This is a genomic window from Streptomyces buecherae (genome assembly GCF_014295035.1).
Taxonomy (GTDB): Bacteria; Actinomycetota; Actinomycetes; order Streptomycetales; family Streptomycetaceae; genus Streptomyces; species Streptomyces youssoufiensis.
In genome coordinates, this window is the sequence record NZ_CP060404.1 from 3,286,613 (window position 1) to 3,312,106 (window position 25,494).

Here is a 25,494-nt window from a genome sequence, read left to right on the forward strand (position 1 = left end):
TCATCGCACGCCGTGCACACCGTGGACGGCCAGCGACGAGGGAGCGAGCACGATGGCCAAAAACGGTTACCCTGCGGACCGCATCAACACCCAAGAGGCGCACTCCGCGCGCGTGTACGACTACATCCTGGGCGGCAAGACGAACTACGTCGTCGACCAGCAGGCCGGCGACGCGATGTGTCAGGAATGGCCCGCGATGCCCGTACACATGCGGGAGAACCGGTTCTTCATGCACCGGGCCGCGCAGTACCTCGCCCGCGAGGAGGGCATCCGCCAGTTCCTCGACATCGGCACCGGCATCCCCACCGAGCCCAACCTGCACGAGGTCGTCCAGCGCACCGCCCCCGACTCGCGCGTCGTCTACGTCGACAACGACCCGATCGTGCTGACCCATGCTCAGGCGCTGCTGGTCAGCACGCCGGAGGGACGCACCGCCTACATCGACGGCGACATGCGCGACCCCGCCGCCATCCTGGCCGCCCCCGAGGTCGCCGACACGCTGGACCTCACGCGGCCGGTCGGCCTGATGATCATCGGCATCGTGCACTTCCTGCTCGACGAGGACGACGCGATGGGCATCGTCCGCCGCCTGCTCGACCCGCTCCCCTCCGGCAGCTTCCTGGCCATGACCATCGGCACGGCCGACTTCGCGCCGGAGGAGGTGGGCCGCGTGGCCAGCGAGTACGAGAGCCGCGGCATGCCCATGCGGCTGCGCACCCGGGCCGAGGCCGAGGCGTTCTTCACCGGCCTCGACCTGGTGGAGCCGGGCGTCACCCAGGTGCACTACTGGAAGCCGGACGCGGACACCGACCCGAACATCGACGACCGGGACATCGCCATGTACGGCGGCGTCGCCCGCAAGAACTGAGCCCCGCCACGGGCCCGCGGCCCGACACGGGCCCGCCGCCGCCCGCTCCCGCCACCCGCGCCGCCGCCCCGTCGCGTCAGGCGGGGCGGCGGGCCGGCCGCGCCCCGCCCGGCCAGTCGCTGTAGAACTGGCGGGCCCACCGGCGGTACTTCGTGATCGGCCCGTCCCCCTGCGCCAACCTCGGGTGCTCCAGGTAGGTGTTGTGCGCCCAGATGGGGAGGTCGCGGTTGGTCTCGAAGGTGCTGAACCAGGCGAGCGGCCCCGGCACCAGGGCGGCCAGCGTCCGGGCGGTACCGCGGTGGCGCACGCCCGCGAACCGTACGGAGAGGGCCAGCCGCATCTCGATCCGCACCGGGTCCAGCGGCACCACGCAGAACCACGCGCGCATCTCCATGTCGATGGCCGGAATGGTCGTCTCGGCGATGAACACGCCGAGCCCCTGCACCGTCGCGCGCAGCGTGGGAGCCGAGGAGAACAGCGCGTTCTTCTTGCCGCCCACCCGCACGAGGCGGTACACGGACGTCATGCGCGGCCCCTCGAACCGGGGTTCCTCCACCATCCGCACGGCCAGTCGGTGGATGGGCGTGAAGTGCCCGGTGTCGATGACGTTCTCCATGAAGTCCTGCGGGTGCGCCACGAGCGTGCGCACGAGGCAGCGGACCGGCCCGAACCCCTCGGCCGCCGGCGGGGCCGTCACCTCCCACGACGGGGGTTCGCCCCGGGCGTGCCACCACACGAAGACCAGCCCGGCGACCTCCCGGCTCGCCACCGCGCCCAGCCTCGCTTTCGGCGGCGGCGTGCCGTACCCGGTCCGTACGCACTCGCCCTCCGGCCCGAACGCGAAGTGGTGGAAGGGGCAGACGAGTTCCTCGTCCCGCACCCGGCCGCCGTGGCCCAGGTGCGCGCCCAGGTGCGGACAGAACGGCCGCACCGCGCGCAGCCGCCCGCTCCGCGTGCGGTAGACGACCACGTCCTCGCCCATCAGCCGGCGGGTGAGCACGCGCCCGGGCCGCAGCTCCGCGCTGCTGGCGACCGCGAACCAGCCGTCGGGATAGGGCGGGGGCGCCGCCGGGCGCGGAACGGCGGGCGAGGGCGGCACGGTGGGCGACGGCGGTCTGGTGCGGTCCGGCTTCGACAGGCTCATGGAGAGACCCTCCAGCTCAGATGTCACTCGGTTTCCGCGCCAGGTCCGACAACCGGAGCCGGCCCCGCCGCGCGGGCTCACCTCAGCGTCACGCCGGCCCGCGCACCACGGTGGCCCTTCGGGCGGGACTCACCGGAAGACGTGAAACGGGAGCGCGGCGGGTTTAGCCGGGCACCGCGCGCAGAAGCCCGGCCCCGTGGCGGGAGTGCCCCGCCGAGGCTGCCGCGGACCGGCGTACGCCCACCCGTGGGCCGGCGCACGCCCACCCGTGGGCCGGCGCGTTCCCGCCCATGGGGCGTGCGCGAGACAGTCTCAAACAACACTGGTTTTTCCGCCTTTACGATGGAAGCCGTGCACGACAAGCCGCCCAAGGGGCCCGCAACCGCCGCCGACCCGACCACCGACGACACCGCCCTGGGCACGCTCCTGGCCGCCGCCCACCAGCGCTGTCGCCAGGCGTTCAACCGCGGACTGCGCGCCGCCGGCATCGAGGCCCGGCACTTCGCCGTCCTGCGCGGCCTGGCCCAGCACGGGCCCGTCAGCCAGCGGGAGTTGATCGAACTCCTCGACGTGGACAAGTCGGCCATGGTCCGGATCATCGACGATCTGGAGCGGCAGGGCCTGGCCGAGCGCCGCCGCGCCGTGCACGACCGCCGCGCGTACGCGGTCCGGCTCACCACCGAGGGCGAGCAGCGCCTCGCGGCCCTGCAGGAGATCGCCGTCCCCATCGGCCGGGAACTCTTCGGCTGGCTCGCGCCCAAGGACCGGGAACGCCTCGTGACCACCCTCCGCCAACTCGCCTGCAAGCCGGCCCGGTAGCCCGCACCGCACCCGACCCGGCCACCCGACTCGCCTACCGCGCGGCGCCCGACCTTCCCGGCCATCGGCCGCCCCGTCACCGTCACCGGCCTGCCCCGCGCCGGTAGGCCCCGAAGCCCGCGCGCAGGCACGCCCGGTCGCCCGGTCGCCCGCTCCCGGCGTTACGGCTGGGCGTGCCGCGCGGACGGGAACCGGTGCGTCATGAAGGGCGTGCTGGTGATGAACGTCCGGAACGCGCGGGCCGCCTCGGACAGGTGGGCGTCCCGGTGCCAGACCAGGGTCAGCACCCGGTGGCAGTCGGGCGCGTCGATACGGACCCAGGTGACCGGGGCGCGTATGCCCTCCTGGCGCGAGATGGCGGGGACCAGCCCGATGCCGAGGCCCGCGCCGATCAACTCCCCGCTGGCCCCCGGCTCGTCGGCCTCGCAGGAGATCTGCGGGGTCAGCCCCTCGGCGGCGAAGAGCCGGTCGAGCAGCGCCCGGGGCCAGTTGCCGGGCCGGCTGACCACGAACGACTCGTGCGCGAGTTCGGCGACCCGCACGCTGCGCCGACCCGCCAGCCGGTGCCCGTACGGCACGGCGAGCAGCACCTCCTCCCTGGCCAGCTCGACGCACTCCAGGCCGGTCCCGGTCAGCGGCTGCGAGGCGACACAGAAGTCCACCTCCCTGGCCCGCAGCCGGCGTTCCATCTCCACCGCGTTGGACTGGTAGAGCCGCACGTCGGCGGCGGGGTGGGTGGCGCGGAAGCTGCCGAGCGCGCGGGCGAGGGTCAGCAGCGTCTCGGCGGTCACGGTCACCCGGCCAAGGCCGCGCTCGCGGGCGTCGGCGACCGCGCGCCGCGCGTCGTCGAGTTCGCTGAGCGCGCGCTCGACGTGGCGCAGGAACAGCGCCCCGTACTGGTTGAGCCGGATACGGCGGCCCTGCCGGTCGAAGAGTTCCGTGCCCAACTCGGCCTCAAGGCGGGCGATGGTACGGCTCACCGACGGCTGCGCGACGTGCAGTTCCTCCGCGGCCCGACTGATGTGCTCGAAGCGGGCCACGGCCCGGAAGTAGCGCAGTTGCAGCAGGTCCATCGCTCCCCCACCCATGCCGTCGTGATCATCATGACACGGGCGGAACGGGGCGGTCCGCCCGGCCGCTGGCCGCCGTCTGGCCACCCGACTGGCGACCCGGCTGGCCGCCCGTCAGGCAGGCGCGCCCGGGGCGTCCCCGCCCGGCCAGGCGTCCCGCGCGAGCAGGTCGAGGACGAGCGCGCCGATGTTCCACGCGTCGTCCTCGCCCCTGTGGTGCCGCCCCTCCAGCGGCAGCCCCGCGAGTTGCAGGGCGCGCGCCATGCCGGGCCGCCTGGCCAGCCCGTACGCGTCGGCGAAGACCGCCTTGGCGTTGGTGTGCCGGCCCGAGAACGGGTAGCGGGCCGGCCCGCGCTCGCACTGCCGGGCGAACTGCTTGCGGTCGTAGTCGCCCCAGCTCACCCACGCCCGGGTGGCCGCCCGGTGCTCGCGCGCCAGGGTCGCGCAGGCGTCGGCGAACGGCATGCCCCGCTCCACCTCGGCCTGGGTGAGCCCGGTCAGCTCCGTACAGAACGCGCTCACCGTGGACCTGGCCGGGCGCACCAGGAGCCGGTGCCGCGCCACCCGCTCGCGGGCCACGGTGTCCACAACGCACAGGCCGATCTCGATGATCTCGCTGACCTGGCCCGGCGGCGCCTGCCCGGACCAGCACGTCGCCTCCACGTCCACGACGTTCACCAGCCGCCCGTACGCCTCCTCCTCGGTCGCCCCGGCGAGCCGGGCCGGCTCGTGGCCTCCGCCACGCGTGCCCCGTCCGGCCGTCCGCTCGTCGTACGCCTCGTTCGTCGTCACGCTCGCCGACCCTAGGGACCCGCCCGCCGGCCCTCACCCGAATTTCCCCGCCCGGCGCCACCCACACCCACCCACACCCGCCGACACTCACCCCCGTCCACACTCACCCAGCCGGGCCCGGAGGCGCCGCGGGACGTAACCAGCCGGGAGGGGCGCGCGGCGATGACTTTCACAACGAGGCGCATGCGCCGTGTGGCGCTCTTGCGTCGGGGCGCCGGCGTGTAGTCCGCTAACGCCCATGAGGAAGAGGAGCGTTGCCACGCTGATCACCGCCTTGCTCGCGGGGTCCCTTCTGACCGGCGCGCCGAGCCCCAGCGCGGAGGCCGCCGACACCCGCACCGACAGTGCCCCACCAGCGGACTCACCCCCGAGGCTGGGGGTCGATCTGGACACGGTGACCATCCCGGAGCTCCAGGCCCGGATGGCCGACGGCTCGCTGACCCCGTCGGCCCTGACCCGCGCCTACCTGTGGCGCATCAAGACCGTCGACCCCAAGGTCAACGCGGTGCTACGGACCGACCCGACCGCCCGCCAGCAGGCCGCCGCCAGCGACGCCCGACACCGTGACGGCACCACCCGCGGCCCGCTCGACGGCATCCCCGTACTCATCAAGGACAACGTCGACACCCGCGGCCTGGCCTCCACGGCCGGCTCGCTCGCGCTCGCCGACCGCCCGCCGAAGACCGACGCGGCGCTGGTCACCCGGTTGCGGGAGGCGGGTGCCGTGATCCTCGGCAAGGCCAACCTCTCCGAGTGGGCCAACTTCCGCGCCGCCAAGCCCACCTCCGGGTGGTCCGCGGTGGGCGGCCAGACCCACAACCCGTACGTCCTCGACCGCAACCCGTGCGGCTCGTCCGCCGGCTCCGGCGCCGCGCTGGCCGCCTCGCTGTCCCAGGTCGCGATCGGTACCGAGACCGACGGCTCCATCGTCTGCCCGGCCGGCATGAACGGGGTGGTCGGCCTCAAGCCCAGCCTCGGCCTGGTCAGCGGGGACGGCGTGGTGCCCATCTCCGCCGAGCAGGACACCGCTGGCCCGATGGCGCGCAACGTGATCGACACGGCGCTCACCCTCGCCGTCCTCAGCGACCACGACGCCGCCCACCGGAACAGCCCCGCCACCGACCCCACCCGCCCCGGCGACCTGCGCGGCAAGCGCATCGGCCTGTGGCGCCTGCCGACGCTCGGCCCGAAGGTGGACGCCCTGATGGTCCGTACGGCGCAGAAGCTGCGCTCCGCCGGCGCCGAGGTCGTCGAGGTGACCCCGCCGTACCAGGACCGGCTGGCCGAGTTGGAGTTCCCGGCGCTGCTCAGCGAGTTCCACCGGGACATCGACGCCTACCTCGCCACCCGCGAGGGCGGCCCGCGCGACCTCGCCGAACTCATCGAGTTCAACCGCGACCACCCCGAGGAGCAGACCTGCTTCAGCGGGCAGGAGCTGTTCGAGAGCGCCCTGGCGGCGCCGCCCACGACCGACCCGGAGTACCGGGCGACGCGCGCGGAGCTGAAGGACCTCTCGCGGCGCTCGATCGACGAGACGCTGGCCAAGTACCGGCTGGACGCCATCGCCGCGCCCACCAACCCGCCCGCCTGGACCACCGACTGCGCCCGTGGCGACAACGACGTGATCCCCTCCTCCACCCCCGCGGCCGTCTCCGGGTACCCGTCGCTGTCCGTGCCGGCCGGCTTCGCCGACGAACTGCCCGTCGGCCTGCTCCTGACGGCCGGCAACCACCAGGACGGCAAGCTGCTGTCCCTGGGCTCGGCCGTCGAGTCCCGCCTCGACGCCTGGCGCGCCCCGCGCTACCTGCCGACGGTGGGCCCGGACCCCGTGCGATAGCCGCCCCGCCCCCCACACCACCGACTCCATCGGTCCCACACGCGGCGGCCGGCCCCACCCGGGGGTCGGCCGCCGCCCCTTTCCCCGGCCGCCCGCCCCTCCCCGACCCGCCTTCCCGAACCCGCGAGAAAATCCTCGCCCACCATGTCGAGAACCCGTGCCCGGCTCCGTCCCCGCCGTGAACGCGACCACAATGGGCCGCACCAGCTCCAAGGAGAACCACCATGGCCAAGTACCTGCTGCTCAAGCACTACCGCGGCGCCCCGGCACCGGTGAACAACGTGCCGATGGACCAGTGGACGCCGGCGGAGGTCTCGGCGCACGTGCAGTTCATGCACGACTTCGCGGTCCGCCTTGAGGAGACCGGCGAGTACGTCGACGGTCAAGGGCTCGCGCCCGAGGGCACGTGGGTCCGGTACGACGGCGAGGGCCGCCCGCCGGTCACCGACGGTCCGTTCGCCGAGACCAAGGACCTCATCGCCGGCTGGATGGTGATCGACGTCGACAGCTACGAGCGCGCCCTCGAACTGGCCGCCGAACTGTCGGCCGCCCCCGGCGCCGGCGGCGAGCCGATCCACGAGTGGCTGGAGCTGCGCCCGTTCCTCTCCGCGCCGCCCACCATCACGGAGTGACCACCTCGATGGACGAGCTTCTGCTCCGCCGCCTCACGCCGCGCGTGATCGGCATCCTCGTCCGCCGCGGAGCCGACTTCGCGGCGGCCGAGGACGCCGTGCAGGACGCGCTGGTCGAGGCGCTCCGCACCTGGCCGGCCGATCCCCCACGGGACGCGCAGGGCTGGCTGGTCACGGTGGCCTGGCGCCGGTTCCTCGACGCGATACGGGCGGACTCGGCCCGCCGCCGGCGCGAGGACCTGGTCGAGTCGGAGCCGGCGCCCGGCCCGGCGACCGCGGTGGACGACACGCTCCGGCTCTACTTCCTGTGCGCCCACCCGTCGCTGACCCCCTCGTCCGCGGTCGCGCTCACGCTGCGCGCCGTGGGCGGGCTCACCACCCGCCAGATCGCCCGGGCCTACCTGGTGCCCGAGGCGACCATGGCGCAGCGCATCAGCCGGGCCAAGCGCACCGTCGCCGGCGTGGGACTCTCCCCCGCCGGGGCGGAGCCGGACGCGCCGGGCCGGCCCGACCGGGCCGGCGACGTCGCCACCGTGCTGCGCGTCCTCTACCTGGTCTTCAACGAGGGCTACTCCGGCGACGTCGACCTCGCCGCCGAGGCCATCCGGCTCACCCGCCAGCTCGCCGCCTCGATCGACCACCCCGAGGTGGCCGGCCTGCTCGCCCTCATGCTGCTCCACCACGCCCGGCGCGCCGCCCGCACCCAGCCCGACGGCAGCCTGGTGCCACTGGCCGAGCAGGACCGCGGCCGGTGGGACACGACGCTGATCGCCGAAGGCGTCCAGATCCTCCAGGCGGCCCTCGCCCGCGACCGACTGGGCGAGTTCCAGGCCCAGGCCGCCATCGCGGCCCTACACGCGGACGCCCAGCGGGCCGAGGAGACCGACTGGGTGCAGATCGTCGAGTGGTACGACGAACTCGCGCGGCTGACCGACAGTCCGGTCGTCCGGCTCAACCGCGCGGTCGCCGTGGGCGAGGCGGACGGCCCACGCGCCGGCCTGGCCGCCCTCGCCGAACTCGACGCCTCGACCCGCGACTCCTCGGCCAAGGCCCACCCGCTCCCCCGCCGCGAGGCGGTGGCGGCCTACCTCCACGAACGCGCCGGCGACCTGGCCACGGCCGCCCGCCTCTACGCCGAGGCCGCCCACCGCGCCCCCAACCTCGCCGAACGCACCCACCTCACCCACCAGGCCGCCCGCCTCAACGCCCGCCTGCGCCCCTGACGCCGCCCCCGCCCGCTCCCGCGCGTGCCCGCTCCCCTCCCCGCCTGGAGCGGGCGGGCTGGGTGAGGTGGGGAACGCTGTAACAGGTCGCAGCGGCCACGCAGTCTTGTCGATCTAGCCGTTGACTGCTGGCATAGGGGAGGTCGGCACGGACTGGGGGGAGACCGATGAGCGATCTCACGGTGAAGCCATGGAAGCGGCACGGCAAGGACCGGCTCTACGTCAATCTGCCGGACGGCACCACGGTCGCGTGGGCGGACCGAGCGACGAAGGCCGTGACGATCAAGGCGGAGAACTACCGCGACGCGGCCCTGTCGCTGCTCCGAAAGCACCTTGGTGAGGGCGTCACGGTCACCCCCTCCGGGCGACCCGGCGCTCGCACGCCGCCTTCCGTGTCAGACGTTCGACCGCCCGCCCGCCCCGTCCGCCCGGCTCCCGCGCGCCGGCCGAGGTGTCCGGCTTCCCTCCCATCGCTTTCTCCGAGTGAGGATCTGGCGCGGAACCGCCCCGGCGCCAGGCTGCTCGGAATGATCGCCGAGCGAGGACCGTCCGCGGGTGAGCGATTATGGGCGAAGGTCCTGCGTCAGCCCTCTGAATGGGACAGTTGGTACACCGGGCTCGAAGGGGAACGCCGAGTAGGCCGGGAACTGGCGCGCTTGTCCGCGTTCGGCTGGCGCGTTCTCCACGGCATCGAGAAGAGCAACGGTGGAGACATCGACCACCTGCTGATCGGCCCTGGGGGCGTGTTCAGCATCAACACCAAGAAACACCAGGGCGCCTCGGTCTGGATCGGCGACACCATGGCTCGGGTGAACGGAAGAAAACCGGAGCCCTACGCCGCGGCGAGCAAGGCTGAGGCTGACTACGTACGAGGTGTGTTGGGACGCTTTTGCGACTTCCCCGTGCCGGTGGAACCGGCTCTGGTGTTCGTTGGCGTCACGTCCCTCCAACGCGCCGCCACGCAGTTCACGGTGCGGGTCTACCAAGAACGAGAAGTGGCGGCTCTCGGCCCTCTCTCCGGGAAGCTCACCCCTGAACAGGTCGAGCGGGTCTACGCCGTAGCGCGTCACCGCCGCGTCTGGCTCAAAGCCTGACCTGAGCCCGCTGTGCGGGGGGATCAGCCTTCTTCACACGTACCGTCAGAAGCGACCCGTAAGGCACTGCGGCGGCTCGGCAGGCACCGGCACAAGCGGCGAGGGCCTGGACGAGCGAGATCCACGGTAGTTGCTGTACTGCGCTGTTATACGACACCAAAGAGCCCCAGCCGGGTTTCCCTGGCTGGGGCTCTGAGCTGCGGTGGACCTGAGGGGATTTGAACCCCTGACCCCCTCGATGCGAACGAGGTGCGCTACCAGTCTGCGCCACAGGCCCTTGCAACGAGTGAAACTCTAGCATCCCTCTCGGGCTGCTCGGAAATCCGCTCCCTCGCTGGTCAACGATGGTCGTGACGGGCGTGGCGGGTGTCACTCGTTGGCGGCTCGGGGGCGGGACTCGTCGGCGTACTGGTCGAACAGTGGCGTGCGTCCCCGGTCGCGGGCCGGGCGGTGTGAGCCGGTGTCGGGCTGGGACGGGTCGCCAGGGGCGGAGCCGACGGGGTCGGCCGGTGCGGGCGGTCCGTCGGTGGGTTCGGCGGCGCTGGAGCGGGACGGGCTCCAGTTGTCGGGGGCGCCGAGGTCCGCGTCGGCGGTGGCGCGGGGCGCCACCGGGGCGGTGACGTAGGTGGGCAGCGGCACCGGGACCGGGTCCCAGCTCTGGCCCGCCGCGCCGCCGCGCTCGCGCTCCCGCTCGTCCACCCACTCCGCGTGGTCGGTCTGTTCGACCAGGGCCCTGCGGTCGGCCGCGTGCGCGGAACGGGCCGCGTCGGACGGCACGGCGGGTGCCGCGCCCTCGGGCCGGTCGTCGGGCGTGGGGCGACCGGCCGCCGCGGCGGCGCGGCGGGCCGGGCCGGCGCCCGGCGTGGGGCGCCGGGCGGGGTCGCCGTCGTGGACGCGCGGAGCCGGGTCGCCGCCGTGCGCTCGCTTCGGGCCGCGCTCGCCCTCGTACGTCGGCTGCCCGACCGCTTCGTCGCCGGCCGTCAGCCGGCGTGCCTGATCGCTGGCGCTGCCGCTGCCCGGCTGGCGGGGCATGCCCGCGCTGGGGCGGGCGGGCCCGCGCCGCTCCGGGCGGGGGCGGTCGGCGGTGGGGCGGGGCGGGGTCGGGCGGTCGGGGCCTCGGTCGGCGCCGGGGCCGCGGTCGGGAGCCGGGCCGTCGGCGGGGCGGTCGCCGGGCTGGGCGCCCGCCGCGCCCGGCCGGGCCGATCCAGAGGCCGGGCGCCCCCGCTGTTCGCGCAGCCGCTGGGCGGCCAGCTCGGCGCGGCGCTGGTCCATGGTGAAGGCGAAGCGGCGGCGCTCCTGCATCCGCAGGTAGACGATGTACGCGCTGAGCAGCACGGCCGGTCCCACCGGGGCCCACAGGAAGGCGACCCCGCCGACGGCGGCGACGATCGAGCCGACGGTGAAGGCGAGGAAGAGGAGCACCGTGGTGCGCCGGCGCCGGGCCAGTACCTTCGCGCGCCGGGTGCGCTCCCCGGCGCCACCGTCCGCGCCGGCGCCGGCGTCCCGTCGCCCAGGGGCGTCCGCCTCGCCCGTCGCGGGCGGCCCGTCCGCCGGGGCGGCGCCGCCGGGCCCGGCGGGTGGGCGCTCGGCCGGGTCCGCGAGCAGGGCGTCGGTGACGGTGACGCTCATCGTCGCGGGGTGGGCGAAGGCCCGTACGTCGACGACGTCGGTCTCGTCGTCCGGGCCGCCCACCCCGACCGGCGTCCGGTCCGGCGCGTGCGGGCCCGGGACGGCGTCGGCTGCCGCGCCGACCGGCGTGGGGGCATCGTCGGATGCGGCCTCGGGCAGCTCCCCGGCGTCCAGTCCCTTGGTGTAGCGCCGCTCCATGGCCGCTCGGCCGGACAGCAGCCGGATGGCCGTGCTGAAGCGCTCCGTGGGACGGGCGTCGTTGAGTTCGTCCTGCCGGCGGAGCCACATGGGCACCAGGTAGGCGGCCCAGGCCCCGACGATGACTGCGTAGATGAGGCCACTGCTGCTCACGGTGACACGGTAGAGGGAGCGGAGCGGGCCGATCCGCCAATTGGCGCGGTGTGTCGCACGATCTGGCTCATATCTCAAGCTTTTTTTGTGATTGGTGCGACGACTTACCGGCAAATGTGTTCAAAGTGTGGCCATTATCGAATGCCTCTTCTATATCGGTGAGGTGCCGGGACTCATCCGGTGCCAGCGGCTCAGCAGCCCGTCCGGCACCTCCTCCACGGTCAGCGCGAAGACCAGGTGGTCCCGCCACGCGCCGTCAATGTGCAGGTACCGGGGCCGCAGCCCCTCCTCGCGGAAGCCGAGCTTCTCCACCACGCGACGGCTCGGGATGTTCTCCGGGCGGATGCAGACCTCCACCCGGTGCAGCCCGACCGAGCGGAAGCAGTGGTCCACGGCCAGCGCCACCGCGGTCGGCATGACTCCGCGTCCGGCGACCGCCTTGTCCACCCAGTAGCCGATGTGGCCCGAACACATCGAGCCCCAGGTGATCCCGGCCACCGTCAACTGACCGGCCAGCCGGCCCTGGTAGTCGAGGACGAACGGCAGCATCCGCCCCGCGTGCGCCTCGGCCCGCAGGTGACGGACCATCTGCCGGTAGGTGGGGCGCTGGGCGACCGGGCCGCCGGGGGGCGGCGGCGGGATCGTCGCCTCCCAGGGGCGCAGCCATTCGCGGTTGCGGCGGTTGACCTCGCGCCAGGCGCGCTGGTCGCGCAGCCTTATCGGGCGGAGGGTCGTGGGACCGTCCACCAGCGCCACCGGCCAGCAGGCGTTCAGCGCGGGCTCCCGGCCGACTCGTCGGGGGCGCCTCCCACGGGGCGGCTCTGTTCGCTCGGTGCGGGCGGCTCGTCGGGGGCGGCGGGCGCTGGCTGCCCGGTCAGCGCGCCCGGTGCGCTCGGGGCGCTCGGTGCGGCGGGGTGTGCGGCCTCTGCGGGGCGGGCGTGGTCGCCGCCCCGGAGCTGGTCCACGGCGTGCACCAGCAGTCGGCCCAGCACCGCGAGGCCGTCCCGGACCCCGCCCGAGGAACCGGGCAGGTTGATGATCAGCGTGGTGTCGGCCACCCCCGCGAGCCCCCGGGACAGCGCGGCCGTCGGCACCTTCGCCAGCCCCTCGGCCCGCAGCGCCTCCGGGATGCCCGGGATCTCGTAGTCGAGGACGGCGCGCGTCATCTCGGGCGTCAGGTCGGTGGGCGAGATGCCGGTGCCCCCGGTGGTGACGACCACGTCGTACGCGGCGGCCACCGCCTCCCGCAGCGCCGCCCCGACCGGCTCGCCGTCCGGCACCACGAGCGGCCCCTCGACCAGGAAGCCCATCGCGGACAGCCCCTCGGCGAGCAGCGGGCCGCCCTTGTCGGGGTAGACGCCGGCGGCGGCGCGCCCGGAGGCGGTGATCACCAGGGCGCGGTAGCGCGGCCCGTCGGTCGGCGCGTGCCGGGCGGGTGGCTCGGAGGGTGGGCCCGCGGGCGAGGGCGTGGTCATGAGGTGCGGCTCCAGTCGCCCGACGCTCCGCCGGACTTCTCCTCGACCCTGACGTCCGTGATGACCGCCGCCTTGTCGACGGCCTTGACCATGTCGATCACGGTCAGCGCCGCGACGGTGACGGCCGTCAGCGCCTCCATCTCCACGCCCGTACGGTCCGTCGTCTTCACGCTGGCGCGGATGACCACCGCGTCGTCGGCGACCGACAGGTCCACCCTGACGCCGGAGACGGCCAGCGGGTGACAGAGCGGGATCAGCTCCGGGGTGCGCTTGGCCCCCATGATGCCGGCGATCCGGGCGGTGGCCAGGGCGTCGCCCTTGGGCACGCCGTCGCCGCGCAGGAGCTCGACGACGCGCGGCGAGACGAGTACCCGCCCGCTGGCGGTGGCGGTACGCGCGGTGACGTCCTTCGCCGAGACGTCGACCATGCGTGCCGCGCCCGCGTCGTCGAGATGGGTGAGGTGGTCCTGGGCGCTGCTCATGGTTCTCCCGGTCGGTCCTAGGGCAGCAACCGTACCGGCCGTGCCCTGCGGTCAGCGCGGCAACCACCCACGGTGCGCCGCCCGGGAACGCGCCCCCGCGCCCCGGCCCCGCCCCGCTCCCGCGCGCCCCCTGCGGCGCGCTCGGTCCAGCGGTCTGACCAGCGATCGGTCCCAGCGGTCTGACCAGCGATCGTCCAGCGGTCAGGCCGACAGCCAGTCAGTCAGTCCAGCAGCACGACGTCCACGGTGCCGCCCGGCTCCAGCGACGTGGTCTCCTCGGGCAGCACGATCAGCGCGTTGGCGTGCGCGAGCGCCTTGACCAGGTGGGAGCCGGAGCCGCCGATGGGGGTGACGGCGTTCTCGTCCGCGTCGTAGCGCCCGCGCAGGTACTGGCGGCGGCCCGGCAGCGAGCTGGCCACGCCCTCCGGGCAGACCGCGCTGACCACCGTGCGGTGCACGGGTTCGACGCCCATCAGGGTGCGGATGGCGGGGCGGACGAACAGCTCGAAGGAGACGTACGCGCTGACCGGGTTGCCGGGCAGGGCGAGCAGTGGGGCGCGGTCCCGACCGCCCTCGCCGACGAAGCCGAACCCCTGCGGCTTGCCCGGCTGCATCGCCAGCTTGCGGAACCGTACGCCGTCGGCGTCGTCGCCGAGACCCGTCAGCGCCTCCTTGACCACGTCGTACGCGCCGACGCTGACGCCGCCGGTGGTGACGAGGAGGTCGGCGCGGATGAGCTGGTCCTCGATGGTGGCGCGCAGCGTGGCCGCGTCGTCGGTGACCGCGCCGACGCGGTAGGCGATGGCGCCCGCGTCGCGGGCGGCGGCGGCGAGGGCGAAGCTGTTGGAGTCGTAGATCTGACCGGGGCCCAGCGGCTCGCCCGGCGGGACGAGTTCGCTGCCGGTGGACAGCACGACCACGCGCGGTCGGGGCCGGACCCGGGCCGTGGCGCGGCCGATGGCGGCCAGCAGGCTGATCTGCGGGGCGCCGAGCACCGTGCCGGCGCTCAGGGCCAGTTCGCCCGCCCCGACGTCGCTGCCCCGGGCGCGCACGTGCGCCCGCGCGGCGGCCGGCCGGTGCACCCGGACCTCGCCGCCGGCGCCCTCGGGGGCCGCGCTGTGCGCGAGCATGCCGCTGGCCGGGCCGCCGCCGCTGCCGCCGTCGGTCCACTCGACGGGCACGACGGTCTCGGCGCCGGGCGGCAGCGGAGCCCCCGTCATGATGCGGGCGGCCTCGCCGGGGCCGACGCGGGGCAGGTCGCCGCTGCCGGCCGCGATGTCGCCGATGACGGTGAGAACCGCCGGGAACTCCTCGCTGGCGGCGGCCACGTCGGCCACCCGCACGGCATAGCCGTCCATCGAGCTGTTGTCGAAGGGCGGCAGGGCCACCGGCACGGTGACGTCCTCCACCAGGACGCAGCCCTGCGCTTCGAGGAGCCGCAGCTCGATCGGGTCCAGCGGGCGCAGTCGGCCGAGGACGTCGTCGAGGTGCTCGGACACCAGCCAGGTCCGCTCGGGTCTGCTGGTGGCCGGTTCGGCGGTGCTACTCAACGGGCTACATCTCCTCGGTGACGTAACGGTGAAGCCAGGCACGGAAGTCCGGACCCAGATCCTCACGTTCGCACGCGAGTCTGACAATGGCACGCAGGTAATCACCACGGTCGCCGGTGTCGTAGCGGCGGCCCTGGAAGACGACGCCGTGCACCGGGCCGCCGACGGTCTCGTCGGCCGCGAGGGTCTGCAGGGCGTCGGTGAGCTGGATCTCGCCACCGCGTCCCGGCTCGGTGGTGCGCAGCACGTCGAAGACGGCGGGGTCGAGCACGTAGCGGCCGATGATGGCGAGGTTGCTGGGGGCGTCGACCACGTCCGGCTTCTCGACCAGGTCGGTGACGCGTACGACGTCCTCGGCGTCGGTGGTCTTGACGGCGGCGCAGCCGTAGAGGTGGATCTGCGCCGGGTCGACCTCCATGAGGGCCACGACGCTGCCGCCGTGCGTCTCCTGCGTCTCGATCATGCGCGCGAGCAGCGGGTCCCTGGGGTCGATGAGGTCGTCGCCCAGGAGAACGGCGAAGGGCTGGTCGCCGACGTGCGGTGCGGCGCACAGCACGGCGTGGCCAAGTCCCCTGGGGTCGCCCTGGCGGACGTAGTGCATGGTCGCCAGGTCGCTGGACTCCTGGACGCGGGCGAGCCGGGACTCGTCCTTCTTGCGTCGCAGGGCTTCTTCGAGTTCGTAGTTGCGGTCGAAGTGGTCTTCCAGGGGGCGCTTGTTGCGGCCGGTGACCATGAGGACGTCGGAGAGCCCGGCGGTGACTGCCTCTTCGACCACGTACTGGATCGCGGGCTTGTCGACGACCGGCAGCATCTCCTTGGGGGTGGCCTTGGTGGCCGGGAGGAAGCGGGTCCCGAGGCCGGCGGCGGGGATGACAGCCTTGCTGATCCGAGTGCGCGATGGAGTCATGCGGAGCACCCTACCGGTGGTTTTGCGTAGATCATGCTGGTCTGCCGAATATGACCCGAGGCGTCACAAGAGCAGCACACACGAGGGGTTTATACGTGTCATGACCTGGGCCGACGGTAGTAAGCGGGCGTTGCGGCGAGATCTCCTGACGATGAGGTCCAGGTTGACCGCAGATGACGTCGAGGAAACACTGGCTGGTTTTGTACGGCACGCGCTGGAGTTGCCCGAGTTGGGCGCGGCGCGCACCGTCGCGGCGTACGTCTCGGTGGGCAGCGAGCCGGGCACCGGCGCGCTGCTCGACGTGTTGCGCGAGCGCGGGGTGCGGGTGCTGTTGCCGGTGTTGCTGCCGGACAACGACCTGGACTGGGCGGAGTACGCGGGCGCCGAGCACCTGGCCGAGGTGGCGCACCCCGGCAAGATCAGCCTGTGGGAGCCGACGGGCCCGCGCCTTGGGCCCGAGGCGGTGCTCACGGCCGACACGGTGTTGCTGCCCGGGCTCGCCGTGGACGGGCGCGGGGTGCGGCTCGGGCGCGGCGGCGGCAGCTACGACCGGGTGTTGGCCCGCCTGGAGATCGCGGGCGCGCGGCCGGCCCTGGTGGTGCTGCTCTACGCGCACGAGGTGGTGGAGCGGGTGCCACGGGACCCGCACGACCGGGCGGTCCACGCGGTGGTGACGCCGGGGGGCGTGCGCCGGTTCCGCCCGCCGGAGTGTTGAGCGCCGGAGTGTCGAACGCCGGGGCGCCGGGGGGCGTGCGCCCGCTTCGCCCGCCGGGGTGTTGAGCCGGGCGCGCACGCGAGAGCGCCGGTGAGGCTGGCCGAAACCAGTCTCACCGGCGCTCTCGCGTCGGGCGCGCGGCCCCGGGGCGCGGGGCTCGGCTCCCGCTACCGGGCCGCGCCGGCGCCCCGGGCGTCTACGGCGTCAGGGCCAGCTTGTCGTCCGTCGCCTCGTCCACGGCCTTCTCGCTGAAGGCCCAGTCGAGCATCTCGCCCTTGACCCACTTGCTGGTCTGGTCGTCGTAGTGCTCGTGGTACGCGTGGCCAGAGGCACCGGTCAGGTTGATCCAGCGGGACTTGTCGAGGTTGTCGAGGTTGACCACCATCCGCATGGACGGGACCCACACCACCTCGTAGCCGCCCGCCGCGTTCCAGCCGGTGGCGTTGACCGCCGCCTCGCCGCCGCTGAGGTTCCACGGGCCACGGTTGAGCATCCACTGCACGAAGCCGGGGCCCTTGGTGCCCAGGGTCTGGTTCTTCAGCGTGAGCTGGTGCAATCGGCCCCAGCTCCAGGTGTTGATGTCCTTGCCCAGCTTCGACGTCAGCTCGTACCGGGCGTCCTTCATGGCCCGGGCCAGCAGTTCGTCCCGGTTGTCGGTGGCGCGGTTGGTCTGGTTGCCGTTCGTGTGCCACCAGTCGTTGTCCGGCTGCTTGAGGAGGCCGCGCACGACCTCGTACCAGCGGTCGCCGCCGTCCGGCTGGGCCACGTCCTTGTCGCGCTCGCCGCACTCGGTGATCAGGTCGCTGTCGTCGTCCAGGTCCTCGACGGGCCCGGTCTCGTCGGCGGGCCGTACCCGCAGGCACTGGTTCTTGACCCGCAGCTCCTTGGGGAGCTTGTTGCCGAAGGCGAGCTTGAGCGTGTTGCGCCAGACGGCGTTGAAGTAGGCGGCAGCGGCCGAGTCGGAGTCCTGCGTGTAGTCCCAGCCGTCCAGCAGTTCCTGCGCCTCGCGGACGTACCCGTCCCTGATCTTGATCTTGAGCAGGTACGGGGTCAGCACCTTGGCGATCTCGCTGGTGTTGTCCATCTGCAGGGTCTGCATGTCGTCGGTCGAGATCTTGCCGCCGTCCTTGATCTTCGACTCGATGAGGTCGGTGATGCGCTTGCTGCGCGCGCCGTAGCCCCAGTCGCTGGTCAGCAGGTACGGGTAGCGCTCGCGGTCGACGACGGCCTGGTTGGCCGTCACGATGTAGCCGCGCTTGGGGTTGTACTCGTACGGCAGGGCCTTCTGCGGGATGTAGCCGGTCCACTTGTACGTGGAGTCCCAGCCCGGCGCCGGGTAGCGGCCGTCGATCGGCTTGCCGTTCTTGTCCTCGCCGCGGGTGGGGATCTTGCCGGGCGCCTGGTAGCCGATGTTGCCCTCGGTGTCCGCGTAGATGAGGTTCTGCGAGGGCACGGCGAAGTCGGCGGCGGCGGCGCGGAACTCGGTGAAGTTGCGCGCCCGGTTGAGCTTGAACACCGCGTCCATCGTGCGGGACGGGTCGAGGGCGGTCCAGCGCAGCGACACGGCGTAGCCGTCGCCGCGGTCCGGGGCCGCGTCGCCGACCGGCGCCTTCTTGCCGACCGTCTCCAGCTCGTCCTCGCGGTCCGAGACGATCGGCCCGTTCCTGGTCGAGCGGACGGTGATGGTGCGGTCCTTCCCGCCGGCGACCTTGATGGTCTCCTTGCGGGTGGTGAAGGGCCGCTGCTTGCCGTCGTACAGGTAGCCGTCGGTGGTGACCTTCTCCAGGTACAGGTCGGAGACGTCAGCGCCCAGGTTCGTCATGCCCCAGGCGATGTCCGCGTTGTGGCCGATGACCACGCCCGGCATGCCGGAGAAGGTGTACCCGGCCACGTCGTACGGGCACTTGGCGCTGACCCGGTTGCAGTGCAGGCCCATCTGGTACCAGAGCGAGGGCATCTGCGGGGCCAGGTGCGGGTCGTTGGCCAGCAGCGGCTTGCCGGTGGTGGTGTGCTCGCCGGCGACCACCCACGAGTTGGAGCCGATGCCGTTGCCGCTCGGGCCGAGCAGCGCCGGGATCTCGTCCAGCGTCTTGGACAGCGAGGACAGCCCGCTGCGCAGGCCCTGTCCCATGCCCGAGTCCGCGCCGGTGGCGGGCGCGTCGACCCCGGTCGGCTGTTCCTCGCCCTTGGGGTCGAACTCCTTGGTCAGCGGGTTCACCGCGCCCCGGTCCACGATCGGCCGGTTCCGGTCGTACGGGTACGCCGGGTACAGGTCCTCGATCTGCCGGGCGCTGAGCCGGCTGGTGGCCAGCGAGCGGTCGATCTCGTCCTGCATGTTGCCGCGCAGGTCCCAGGCCATGGCCTTGAGCCAGGCGACCGAGTCGACCGGGCTCCACTTCTGCGGCTTGTAGTCGTTCTCGAAGCTGAGCGCCGCGTACTCGACGGACAGCTCCTTGCCCTCGTGGTCCTCCAGGTAGGCGTTGACGCCCGCGGTGTACGCCGTGAGGTACTTCTTCGTCGCGGCCGACAGCTTGGTGTCCCACTCGCGCTGCGCGGTCTCGCGCCAGCCGAGGGTGCGCAGGAACGCGTCGGTCTCGACCTGGCCGGAGCCGAACATCTCGGACAGCCGCCCGGCCGTCAGGTGCCGTCGTACGTCCATCTCCCAGAACCGGTCCTGGGCCTGCACGAAGCCCTGGGCGCGGAAGAGGTCTTCGGCGGTGTCCGCGTACAACTGCGGGATGCCGTTGCCGTCGCGCTTGACCTGGACCGGGGATGACATGCCGTCGAGCTGGATCGAGCCGGTGGTCTCGGGGAACGAGGCGCGCACCGTACTGATGCTCCAGAACACGCCATAGCCGACACCCGCGACGAGCGCCAGCACGACTGCGATCACGATCAGACGGGCGCGCCGCCTCTTCCTTTTCTTCTTTCCGGAAGGGGCGGTCGGTTCTTCGCGGGAGGGCATCGCTGTCCTTCGAGGGGCAGGGTGGACCTGGAGTGCTGGAGCAACCGTAGCCGGAGCGCGGGCGGCTCCCCTACGCGGAGTCAGTGGCCGGCGATCGGGCGTGCCCGACGGTCGCCGCGACCGCCGGGGATCGACGTGAACGATCACGGCGGAATCGGTCGGCACCGCCCCCGCCTCGATCACAGGCGTTAAGAACCCGTAAAATGTTAGGTAAGGCAATGAAGTTCCGGTCGGCCGGGGTAAAGCATTTCGGTCGAAACCCGCGCGAAAGGGTCGGCCCCTGACTGTTCACCACCTCAACGAACTCCTGCTGATGTGCGCGCTGGTGCTCCTGGTCGCCGTGGCCGCAGTGCGCCTGTCATCCCGCAGCGGGCTGCCCAGCCTGCTCATCTACCTCGGCATCGGCGTCGCCATAGGCCAGGACGGCCTGGTCGGCGTCGTCTTCGACGATGCCGAACTGACCCAGGTCATCGGCTACGCGGCGCTGGTGGTCATCCTCGCCGAGGGCGGTCTCGGCACCAAGTGGCGCGAGGTCAAACCCGCCCTGCCGGTGGCCGCCATGCTCTCCACGGTCGGCGTCGCGGTGAGCGTGGGGGTCACCGCGACCGGCGCCCACTACCTGGTCGGGCTCGACTGGAAGCAGTCGCTGATCATAGGAGCCGTGGTCTCCTCGACCGACGCGGCGGCCGTCTTCTCGGTGCTGCGCAAGGTGCCCCTGCCCAGCAAGCTCACCGGCGCCCTGGAGGCCGAGTCCGGCTTCAACGACGCCCCGGTCGTGATCCTGGTCGTCGCGTTCTCGACGACCGGACCGATCGAGCACTGGTACGTCCTGGTCGGCGAGATCGCCCTGGAACTGGCCATCGGCGCGACGATCGGCCTCGCCGTGGGCCTGCTCGGCGCGTACGGACTGCGCCACGTGGCGCTGCCCGCCTCCGGCCTGTACCCGATCGCGGTGCTGGCCATCGCGGTCGCCGCGTACGCCGGCGGTGCGCTGGCGCACGGCTCCGGGTTCCTCGCGGTCTACCTCGCCTCGCTCGTGATGGGCAACGCGCGGCTGCCGCACTGGCCGGCGACCCGCGGCTTCGCCGAGGGGCTCGGCTGGATCGCCCAGATCGGCATGTTCGTCCTGCTCGGCCTGCTGGTCACGCCGCACGAGCTCGGCGACGACATCGTGCCGGCCCTGGTGGTGGGGCTCATCCTGACGGCGGTGGCGCGACCGGTGTCGGTGCTGGTCAGCACCGCGCCGTTCCGCACCCCGTGGCAGGAGAAGGCGCTGCTGTCCTGGGCCGGGCTGCGCGGCGCGGTGCCCATCGTGCTGGCCACCATTCCCATGGTCGCCGAGGTGCCGGAGAGCCAACGGGTCTTCAACATCGTGTTCGTGCTGGTGATCGTCTACACCCTGGTGCAGGGCCCGACGCTGCCCTGGCTGGCCAAGTGGCTACGGCTCGGCGACTCCGAACTGGCCGCCGACCTGGGCGTGGAGTCGGCGCCGCTGGAGCGGCTGAGCGGCCACCTGCTGTCGCTGGCCATCCCGAAGGGCTCGCGCATGCACGGTGTCGAGGTCAGCGAGCTGCGGCTGCCGGCCGGCGCCGCCGTGACGCTGGTCGTACGCGAGGGTACGAGCTTCGTACCGGGCCCGACGACCGTGCTGCGCAGCGGCGACGAACTCCTCGTGGTGGCCATCGACCCGGTGCGCGACGCGGCCGAGCGGCGGCTGCGGGCGGTCAGCCGGGGCGGCAAGCTGGCGGACTGGCTCGGTACGGGCGGCGACGACGCGCGGCCGGCGGAGTCGACGCGGCGCCCCGGCGCCCCGGCGATCTGGCCGCCCTGGGCCTGGCGACGCCACCGCCCGTCGGCCCGCGCGGGCCGACGCGCTAGCAGCCCGGCGGACGCGGGGCGTACGACGGCTGCCGGGCGCAAGGCCGGCGCGAGTCGCGCGGCCGACCCGGGGCGCGGGCGCGGCGCCGCCACGGGCCCCGAGCGGCCGGCGCACGGCGCCACCCGCAGCGCGGGCACGGCGGTCGGCGAGCGGCACCGGGATGAGCTTGATCACAGCCAGGACACGCCGTGAAAGTGTGTCGATAACATAAGTGCAGATAGGCAATAACCGACCAACTCTGCCTGATGCAGAGCTGGCGCGACCGCACGGCGGCCCGTCCGGTATCTACCACGGTCATGCGCGAGAGGACAGCTCTCGGCGCCTCGTGATACCCCCACGGAGCGCTACCAGGCGGTGGAAAGGCCAGGCCGTGGCGCCCACGGTCTCCCCCGATCCGGCCGACGGGCCCCCAGCGGTCGAACCCGCCGAGGCGGGCTCGACCCGACGCACCGCACGCGGCTCCCGCGGCGCCGATCGATCCGCACCCGGTCCGATCGACGCCGCGGGCAAGCCCGGCTACCGGCAGTTGCTGCGCACGCCCGGCGCGTGGTCGTTCGTGCTGCCCGGATTCGCGGCCCGACAGCCGTTCGCGATGCTCACCATCGGCATCGTCCTGCTCATCCAGCACACCAGCGGCTCCTACGGCATCGCCGGCGCCGTGTCGGCCACGGCCGGCGTCTCGATGGCGGTCTTCGCACCGCAGGGCGGCAAGCTCGCGGACCGCTTCGGGCAGGCGGCCGTGCTGGTTCCCGGCGTGCTCACGCACGCCGCCTCGGTCACGCTGCTGACCGTGCTCGCGCTCGGCGGCGCGCCCCTGTGGGCGCTGTTCGTGGCCGCGGTACCGGCCGGCGCCTCGGTGCCCCAGGTCGGGCCCATGGTGCGGGCCCGCTGGGCGGCGCTGCTCGGCGACGGGGCGGGGGCCACGGGCGGCGCCCGGGCATCCCTCCAGACGACGGCGGCGGCCTTCGAGTCGGTGACGGACGAGTTCACGTTCGTGATCGGCCCGGTGCTCACCACCGCCCTGTGCACCGGCGTGCACCCGGCCGCGGGACTGCTCGCCGAGGCGACCCTGTCGCTCATCGGCGGCCTGCTGTTCGCGGCCCAGCGCCAGACCCAGCCGGCACCGAGCCGCCCGCGTACGCCAGCGCGCCCCGCGCGCTGGGGAGCGCGCCGGGCGAGCGCGGGAGCCGGGGGCGCGGAGACGGCGGGCGCGGGAGCCGCCGAGGCGGGAGCCGGGGGCGCGGGAGCCGGGGGCGCGGCCGGTCCGCGACGTACGGAGAACGGCGCGTACCGGCCGGCCGCCTCCGCCCTCGGGGTGCCGGGCGTGCGGGTGCTCGCCGTGGTCTTCCTCGGCATCGGCTCGGTCTTCGGCGGCCTCCAGGTCTCGCTGACGGCCTTCACCGAGGAGATCGGCCAGCCCGGCATCAACGGCGTCCTGTACGGCGTCTTCGCCGCCGGCAACATGGTGGCCGGCATCGTCTGCGGCGCCCTGAGCTGGCGGCGCAGCCCGCAGCAGCGGCTGCTGATCGCCTACCCGCTGCTCACCCTGGCCACCTCCGCGCTGTGGGCGGTGCACGCCGTGCCGCTGCTCGGCGCGCTCGGGCTCCTGGTCGGGCTGTGCATCGCGCCGGCGCTGATCACCGGGTACACGCTGGTGGACGCGCTCGTTCCGGCGACCGCGCGCACCGAGGCGTTCACCTGGCTCACCGGCGCGGTGGCGCTCGGCCAGGCCGGCGCCGCTACCGCCGCCGGCCAGCTCGCCGACGGCTTCGGGCCCAGCGCCGGATTCGTGGTTCCACTGGCCGGTACGGGGCTCGCGCTGACGACCCTGGTCCTGCTCCGCGGACGCCTCGCCACCCCGTCCACGGGCCCGGTGGTGAGCGGCTCCACACGTGGAGTCGGTCACCGCGAGGCCGTCACGGTGGACTGACGCCGCGGAATGCTGCACTATGGATCGTCGTTAGCACTCATTGAGTGAGAGTGCCAGGAGGATCACGTGCCGACCTATCAGTACCAGTGCACCGGCTGCGGCGAGGGCCTTGAAGCGGTGCAGAAGTTCAGCGACGAGGCGCTCACGGAGTGCCCGAGCTGCAAGGGGCGCCTGCGGAAGGTGTTCTCCGCGGTCGGCGTCGTGTTCAAGGGCTCCGGCTTCTACCGGACCGACAGCCGTAGCGCCTCCTCCAGCAGCACCCCGGGCTCGTCGAAGTCCACGAAGAGCGGATCGGACTCGTCCTCTTCGTCGGGTTCCTCGTCCTCGTCGTCCGACTCGTCGTCGTCCTCGACCTCCTCGTCGAGCAGCACGAGCACGTCGAGCGCCAGCAAGCCCGCGGCGTCGAAGGGCTCCACGGCCGCCTGACGCGCCGCTGCCCGACTGCCGTGCCGTCCGGCGCCGGCCCGCCGTTCGTGTGTCACCGTTGTCGGCACTGGCTCGGTCGTTGGCGCGGTCGCTGTCGCTGTCGCCTGACGTTGGCGTCACTTTCTGTCGCGGCCCCTGCCCGCCTCCCCGGAGGCGGGCGGGGGCTTCGTCGTGCGCGGGGGGCTCGGTCGGGGGTCGGGTGTCGGCGTACGCGGGCCGGGGTGGGCGGGTCGGCGTGGACCGCGTGGCGTACGGGCGGTCGCGCGGCGGTAAGGCGCGGGGGTGGTGCGCGGGCGCGCGCTCCGCGCTCGTGGGTGGCCCGGCCAGCACGGGCCGCGCAGGGCGCCATTAGGGTGACCGCATGGCCGAGACGCAGACCACAGCACCGTCGGTAACACCGAAGACCGCGCCCCAGGCGGAGATCGGGGTGATCGGCGGGTCGGGGTTCTACTCCTTCCTCGACGACGTGACCGAGATCACCGTGGACACGCCCTACGGCGCCCCCAGCGACTCGCTGTTCCTCGGCGAGGTGGCCGGCCGACGCGTCGCCTTCCTGCCGCGCCACGGCCGCAAGCACCACCTGCCGCCGCACCGCATCAACTACCGCGCCAACCTGTGGGCCCTGCGCTCCGTCGGCGTACGACAGGTGCTCGGCCCGTGCGCGGTCGGCGGCCTGCGCCCCGAGTTCGGACCGGGCACCCTCCTCGTGCCGGACCAGATCGTGGACCGTACGAAGGCGCGGGCGCAGACGTACTTCGACGGCGAGCCCCTCCCCGACGGCGGGCCCCGGCCCAACGTGGTGCACGTGACGTTCGCCGACCCGTACTGCCCGCAGGGGCGCCTCGCGGCGCTCAAGGCGGCGCGCGGGCGCGACTGGGAGCCGGTGGACGGCGGCACGCTCGTCGTCATCGAGGGCCCGCGCTTCTCGACCCGCGCGGAGTCGCGCTGGCACGCGGCGCAGGGCTGGTCGGTGGTGGGCATGACCGGCCACCCGGAGGCCGTGCTCGCCCGCGAACTGGAGCTGTGCTACACGTCGTTGACCCTGGTCACCGACCTGGACGCGGGCACGGAGGCGGGCGACGGCGTCTCCCACGAGGAGGTCATGCGGGTCTTCGCGAGCAACGTGGACCGGCTGCGCGACGTCCTCTTCGACGCCGTGGCCGCCCTCCCCGACCCGGCCGAACGCGACTGCGTCTGCGCACGCGCCCACGAGGGGCGCGACCTGGGCATCGCACTGCCGTAGCCCGCACCGCGCTGGCCCTCTCTTCTCTTCTGGGGCCCGCCCCGAGCTGGCCCGATGCGAGGCGGCGTGCGTGGCTGGTGCGGCGGGGTTGGTTGGGGCGGGGCGGGGTCGGCTCGTCTGGTGTGTGCGGGCTCGGGTTGGGGCTGGCCCGAGCTGGGTGTGCTGTGCGCGTGGCTGGGCCCGTGCGCGCTCGGGTTGAGCTGGGCTTAGGGATGGGTTGTGTTGTGCTGTGCGCGTGGGCGAGTCTGTGCGCGCTCGGATTGAGCTGAACCCGGGCTGAGCTGGGCTGTGCGCGCGAGCGGGCTGTGCGTGTGGGGGCGGCTCTGTGGAGGCGGGTTAGTTCGTAGCTGGGGCTCGTCTCGGTTGGGTTGCCCTGACGCGGTCGGGGTGGCCTGCCCCGGTTGGGTTGGTTGGGTTGGTCTGCGCGGGGCGGTAGTGGGTGACGGAGTTATCCACAGCCCAG

General features: G+C 73.4%; 21 protein-coding genes and 1 tRNA gene. 11 read left to right on the forward strand and 11 right to left on the reverse strand.

All coding sequences use genetic code 11. From position 1 onward, the window contains the following. Positions 1–52 precede the first annotated feature (52 nt). Positions 53–868 carry an SAM-dependent methyltransferase gene (locus tag H7H31_RS12260; RefSeq protein WP_187063977.1) on the forward strand — a complete coding sequence of 272 codons (816 nt, stop codon included), beginning with the start codon at positions 53–55 and terminating at the stop codon, positions 866–868. A 76-nt stretch (positions 869–944) separates the two neighbouring features. On the opposite strand, the gene H7H31_RS12265 is transcribed toward H7H31_RS12260, so the two are convergent. After that, on the reverse strand, positions 945–2,012 hold the full coding sequence (locus H7H31_RS12265; RefSeq protein WP_187063978.1) for a Rieske 2Fe-2S domain-containing protein: 1,068 nt from the start codon (positions 2,010–2,012) through the stop codon (positions 945–947). Between the two features lie 351 nt (positions 2,013–2,363). Here H7H31_RS12265 and H7H31_RS12270 point away from each other — a divergent pair, with 351 nt between their 5' ends. Next, positions 2,364–2,831, forward strand: coding sequence for a MarR family winged helix-turn-helix transcriptional regulator (locus H7H31_RS12270; RefSeq protein WP_187063979.1), 468 nt, complete (start codon positions 2,364–2,366; stop codon positions 2,829–2,831). Positions 2,832–2,992: 161 nt separating this feature from the next. Here the strand turns inward: H7H31_RS12270 and H7H31_RS12275 are convergent, their stop codons facing one another. Further along, positions 2,993–3,904, reverse strand: a complete 912-nt coding sequence (locus H7H31_RS12275) for a LysR family transcriptional regulator (protein WP_187063983.1) — start codon at positions 3,902–3,904, stop codon at positions 2,993–2,995. Between the two features lie 111 nt (positions 3,905–4,015). Next, a complete protein-coding gene (locus tag H7H31_RS12280; RefSeq protein WP_222625416.1) occupies positions 4,016–4,582 on the reverse strand; it encodes a 3'-5' exonuclease in 567 nt (188 codons plus the stop codon). A 349-nt stretch (positions 4,583–4,931) separates the two neighbouring features. Between H7H31_RS12280 and H7H31_RS12285 the strand changes: the two genes are divergently transcribed. The 4 genes from H7H31_RS12285 (at position 4,932) to H7H31_RS12300 (ending at position 9,479) form a co-directional block, all read left to right on the forward strand. Continuing rightward, positions 4,932–6,530, forward strand: coding sequence for an amidase (locus H7H31_RS12285; RefSeq protein WP_187063981.1), 1,599 nt, complete (start codon positions 4,932–4,934; stop codon positions 6,528–6,530). Between the two features lie 224 nt (positions 6,531–6,754). After that, on the forward strand, positions 6,755–7,162 hold the full coding sequence (locus H7H31_RS12290; protein ID WP_187059646.1) for a YciI family protein: 408 nt from the start codon (positions 6,755–6,757) through the stop codon (positions 7,160–7,162). Between the two features lie 8 nt (positions 7,163–7,170). Beyond that, the gene (locus H7H31_RS12295; RefSeq protein ID WP_187118241.1) at positions 7,171–8,385 is read left to right on the forward strand and encodes an RNA polymerase sigma factor; all 1,215 of its coding nucleotides are present in this window, start codon (positions 7,171–7,173) and stop codon (positions 8,383–8,385) included. A gap of 167 nt (positions 8,386–8,552) precedes the next feature. Next, positions 8,553–9,479 carry a nuclease-related domain-containing protein gene (locus H7H31_RS12300; RefSeq protein WP_187059699.1) on the forward strand — a complete coding sequence of 309 codons (927 nt, stop codon included), beginning with the start codon at positions 8,553–8,555 and terminating at the stop codon, positions 9,477–9,479. Positions 9,480–9,682: 203 nt separating this feature from the next. Here the strand turns inward: H7H31_RS12300 and H7H31_RS12305 are convergent. From H7H31_RS12305 to galU, 7 genes are all read right to left on the reverse strand, one after another. Beyond that, positions 9,683–9,756, reverse strand: a tRNA-Ala gene (locus H7H31_RS12305). Positions 9,757–9,848: 92 nt separating this feature from the next. Beyond that, positions 9,849–11,459 carry a divisome protein SepX/GlpR gene (gene sepX / locus H7H31_RS12310; RefSeq protein WP_187117904.1) on the reverse strand — a complete coding sequence of 537 codons (1,611 nt, stop codon included), beginning with the start codon at positions 11,457–11,459 and terminating at the stop codon, positions 9,849–9,851. Positions 11,460–11,609: 150 nt separating this feature from the next. Beyond that, positions 11,610–12,215 (reverse strand): GNAT family N-acetyltransferase, encoded by a 606-nt coding sequence (locus H7H31_RS12315; protein WP_372454920.1) that lies wholly within the window; start codon positions 12,213–12,215, stop codon positions 11,610–11,612. A 14-nt stretch (positions 12,216–12,229) separates the two neighbouring features. After that, positions 12,230–12,934, reverse strand: a complete 705-nt coding sequence (locus H7H31_RS12320; RefSeq protein WP_187062077.1) for a MogA/MoaB family molybdenum cofactor biosynthesis protein — start codon at positions 12,932–12,934, stop codon at positions 12,230–12,232. Continuing rightward, positions 12,931–13,416, reverse strand: coding sequence for a cyclic pyranopterin monophosphate synthase MoaC (moaC, locus tag H7H31_RS12325; protein ID WP_187062078.1), 486 nt, complete (start codon positions 13,414–13,416; stop codon positions 12,931–12,933). Before moaC ends, H7H31_RS12320 begins: the two co-directional genes overlap by 4 nt. Positions 13,417–13,637: 221 nt before the next feature. Further along, the gene (glp, locus tag H7H31_RS12330; RefSeq protein ID WP_222625132.1) at positions 13,638–14,966 is read right to left on the reverse strand and encodes a molybdotransferase-like divisome protein Glp; all 1,329 of its coding nucleotides are present in this window, start codon (positions 14,964–14,966) and stop codon (positions 13,638–13,640) included. 4 nt (positions 14,967–14,970) lie between these two features. Continuing rightward, complete coding sequence (gene galU, locus H7H31_RS12335) at positions 14,971–15,873, reverse strand: UTP--glucose-1-phosphate uridylyltransferase GalU (RefSeq protein WP_187062079.1); 903 nt, start codon at positions 15,871–15,873, stop codon at positions 14,971–14,973. A 100-nt stretch (positions 15,874–15,973) separates the two neighbouring features. Here galU and H7H31_RS12340 point away from each other — a divergent pair, with 100 nt between their 5' ends. After that, positions 15,974–16,588: a 5-formyltetrahydrofolate cyclo-ligase gene (locus H7H31_RS12340; protein ID WP_187062080.1), complete on the forward strand. Its 615-nt coding sequence runs from the start codon at positions 15,974–15,976 to the stop codon at positions 16,586–16,588. A gap of 196 nt (positions 16,589–16,784) precedes the next feature. Here H7H31_RS12340 and H7H31_RS12345 read toward each other — a convergent pair whose 3' ends face one another. Beyond that, entirely contained in the window at positions 16,785–19,553 is a 2,769-nt protein-coding gene (locus tag H7H31_RS12345; RefSeq protein ID WP_187062081.1) for a penicillin acylase family protein, read from the reverse strand. Positions 19,554–19,866: 313 nt separating this feature from the next. Here H7H31_RS12345 and H7H31_RS12350 point away from each other — a divergent pair, with 313 nt between their 5' ends. The 4 genes from H7H31_RS12350 to H7H31_RS12365 all read left to right on the forward strand — a co-directional run bounded on the left by H7H31_RS12350 (position 19,867) and on the right by H7H31_RS12365 (position 25,031). Continuing rightward, positions 19,867–21,624 (forward strand): potassium/proton antiporter, encoded by a 1,758-nt coding sequence (locus H7H31_RS12350; RefSeq protein WP_187062082.1) that lies wholly within the window; start codon positions 19,867–19,869, stop codon positions 21,622–21,624. 301 nt (positions 21,625–21,925) lie between these two features. Next, complete coding sequence (locus H7H31_RS12355) at positions 21,926–23,362, forward strand: MFS transporter (RefSeq protein ID WP_232110289.1); 1,437 nt, start codon at positions 21,926–21,928, stop codon at positions 23,360–23,362. A gap of 66 nt (positions 23,363–23,428) precedes the next feature. Beyond that, entirely contained in the window at positions 23,429–23,788 is a 360-nt protein-coding gene (locus tag H7H31_RS12360; protein ID WP_187062083.1) for an FmdB family zinc ribbon protein, read from the forward strand. 361 nt (positions 23,789–24,149) lie between these two features. Beyond that, positions 24,150–25,031, forward strand: a complete 882-nt coding sequence (locus tag H7H31_RS12365) for an S-methyl-5'-thioadenosine phosphorylase (protein ID WP_187060497.1) — start codon at positions 24,150–24,152, stop codon at positions 25,029–25,031. The last annotated feature ends 463 nt before the right edge of the window (positions 25,032–25,494 follow it).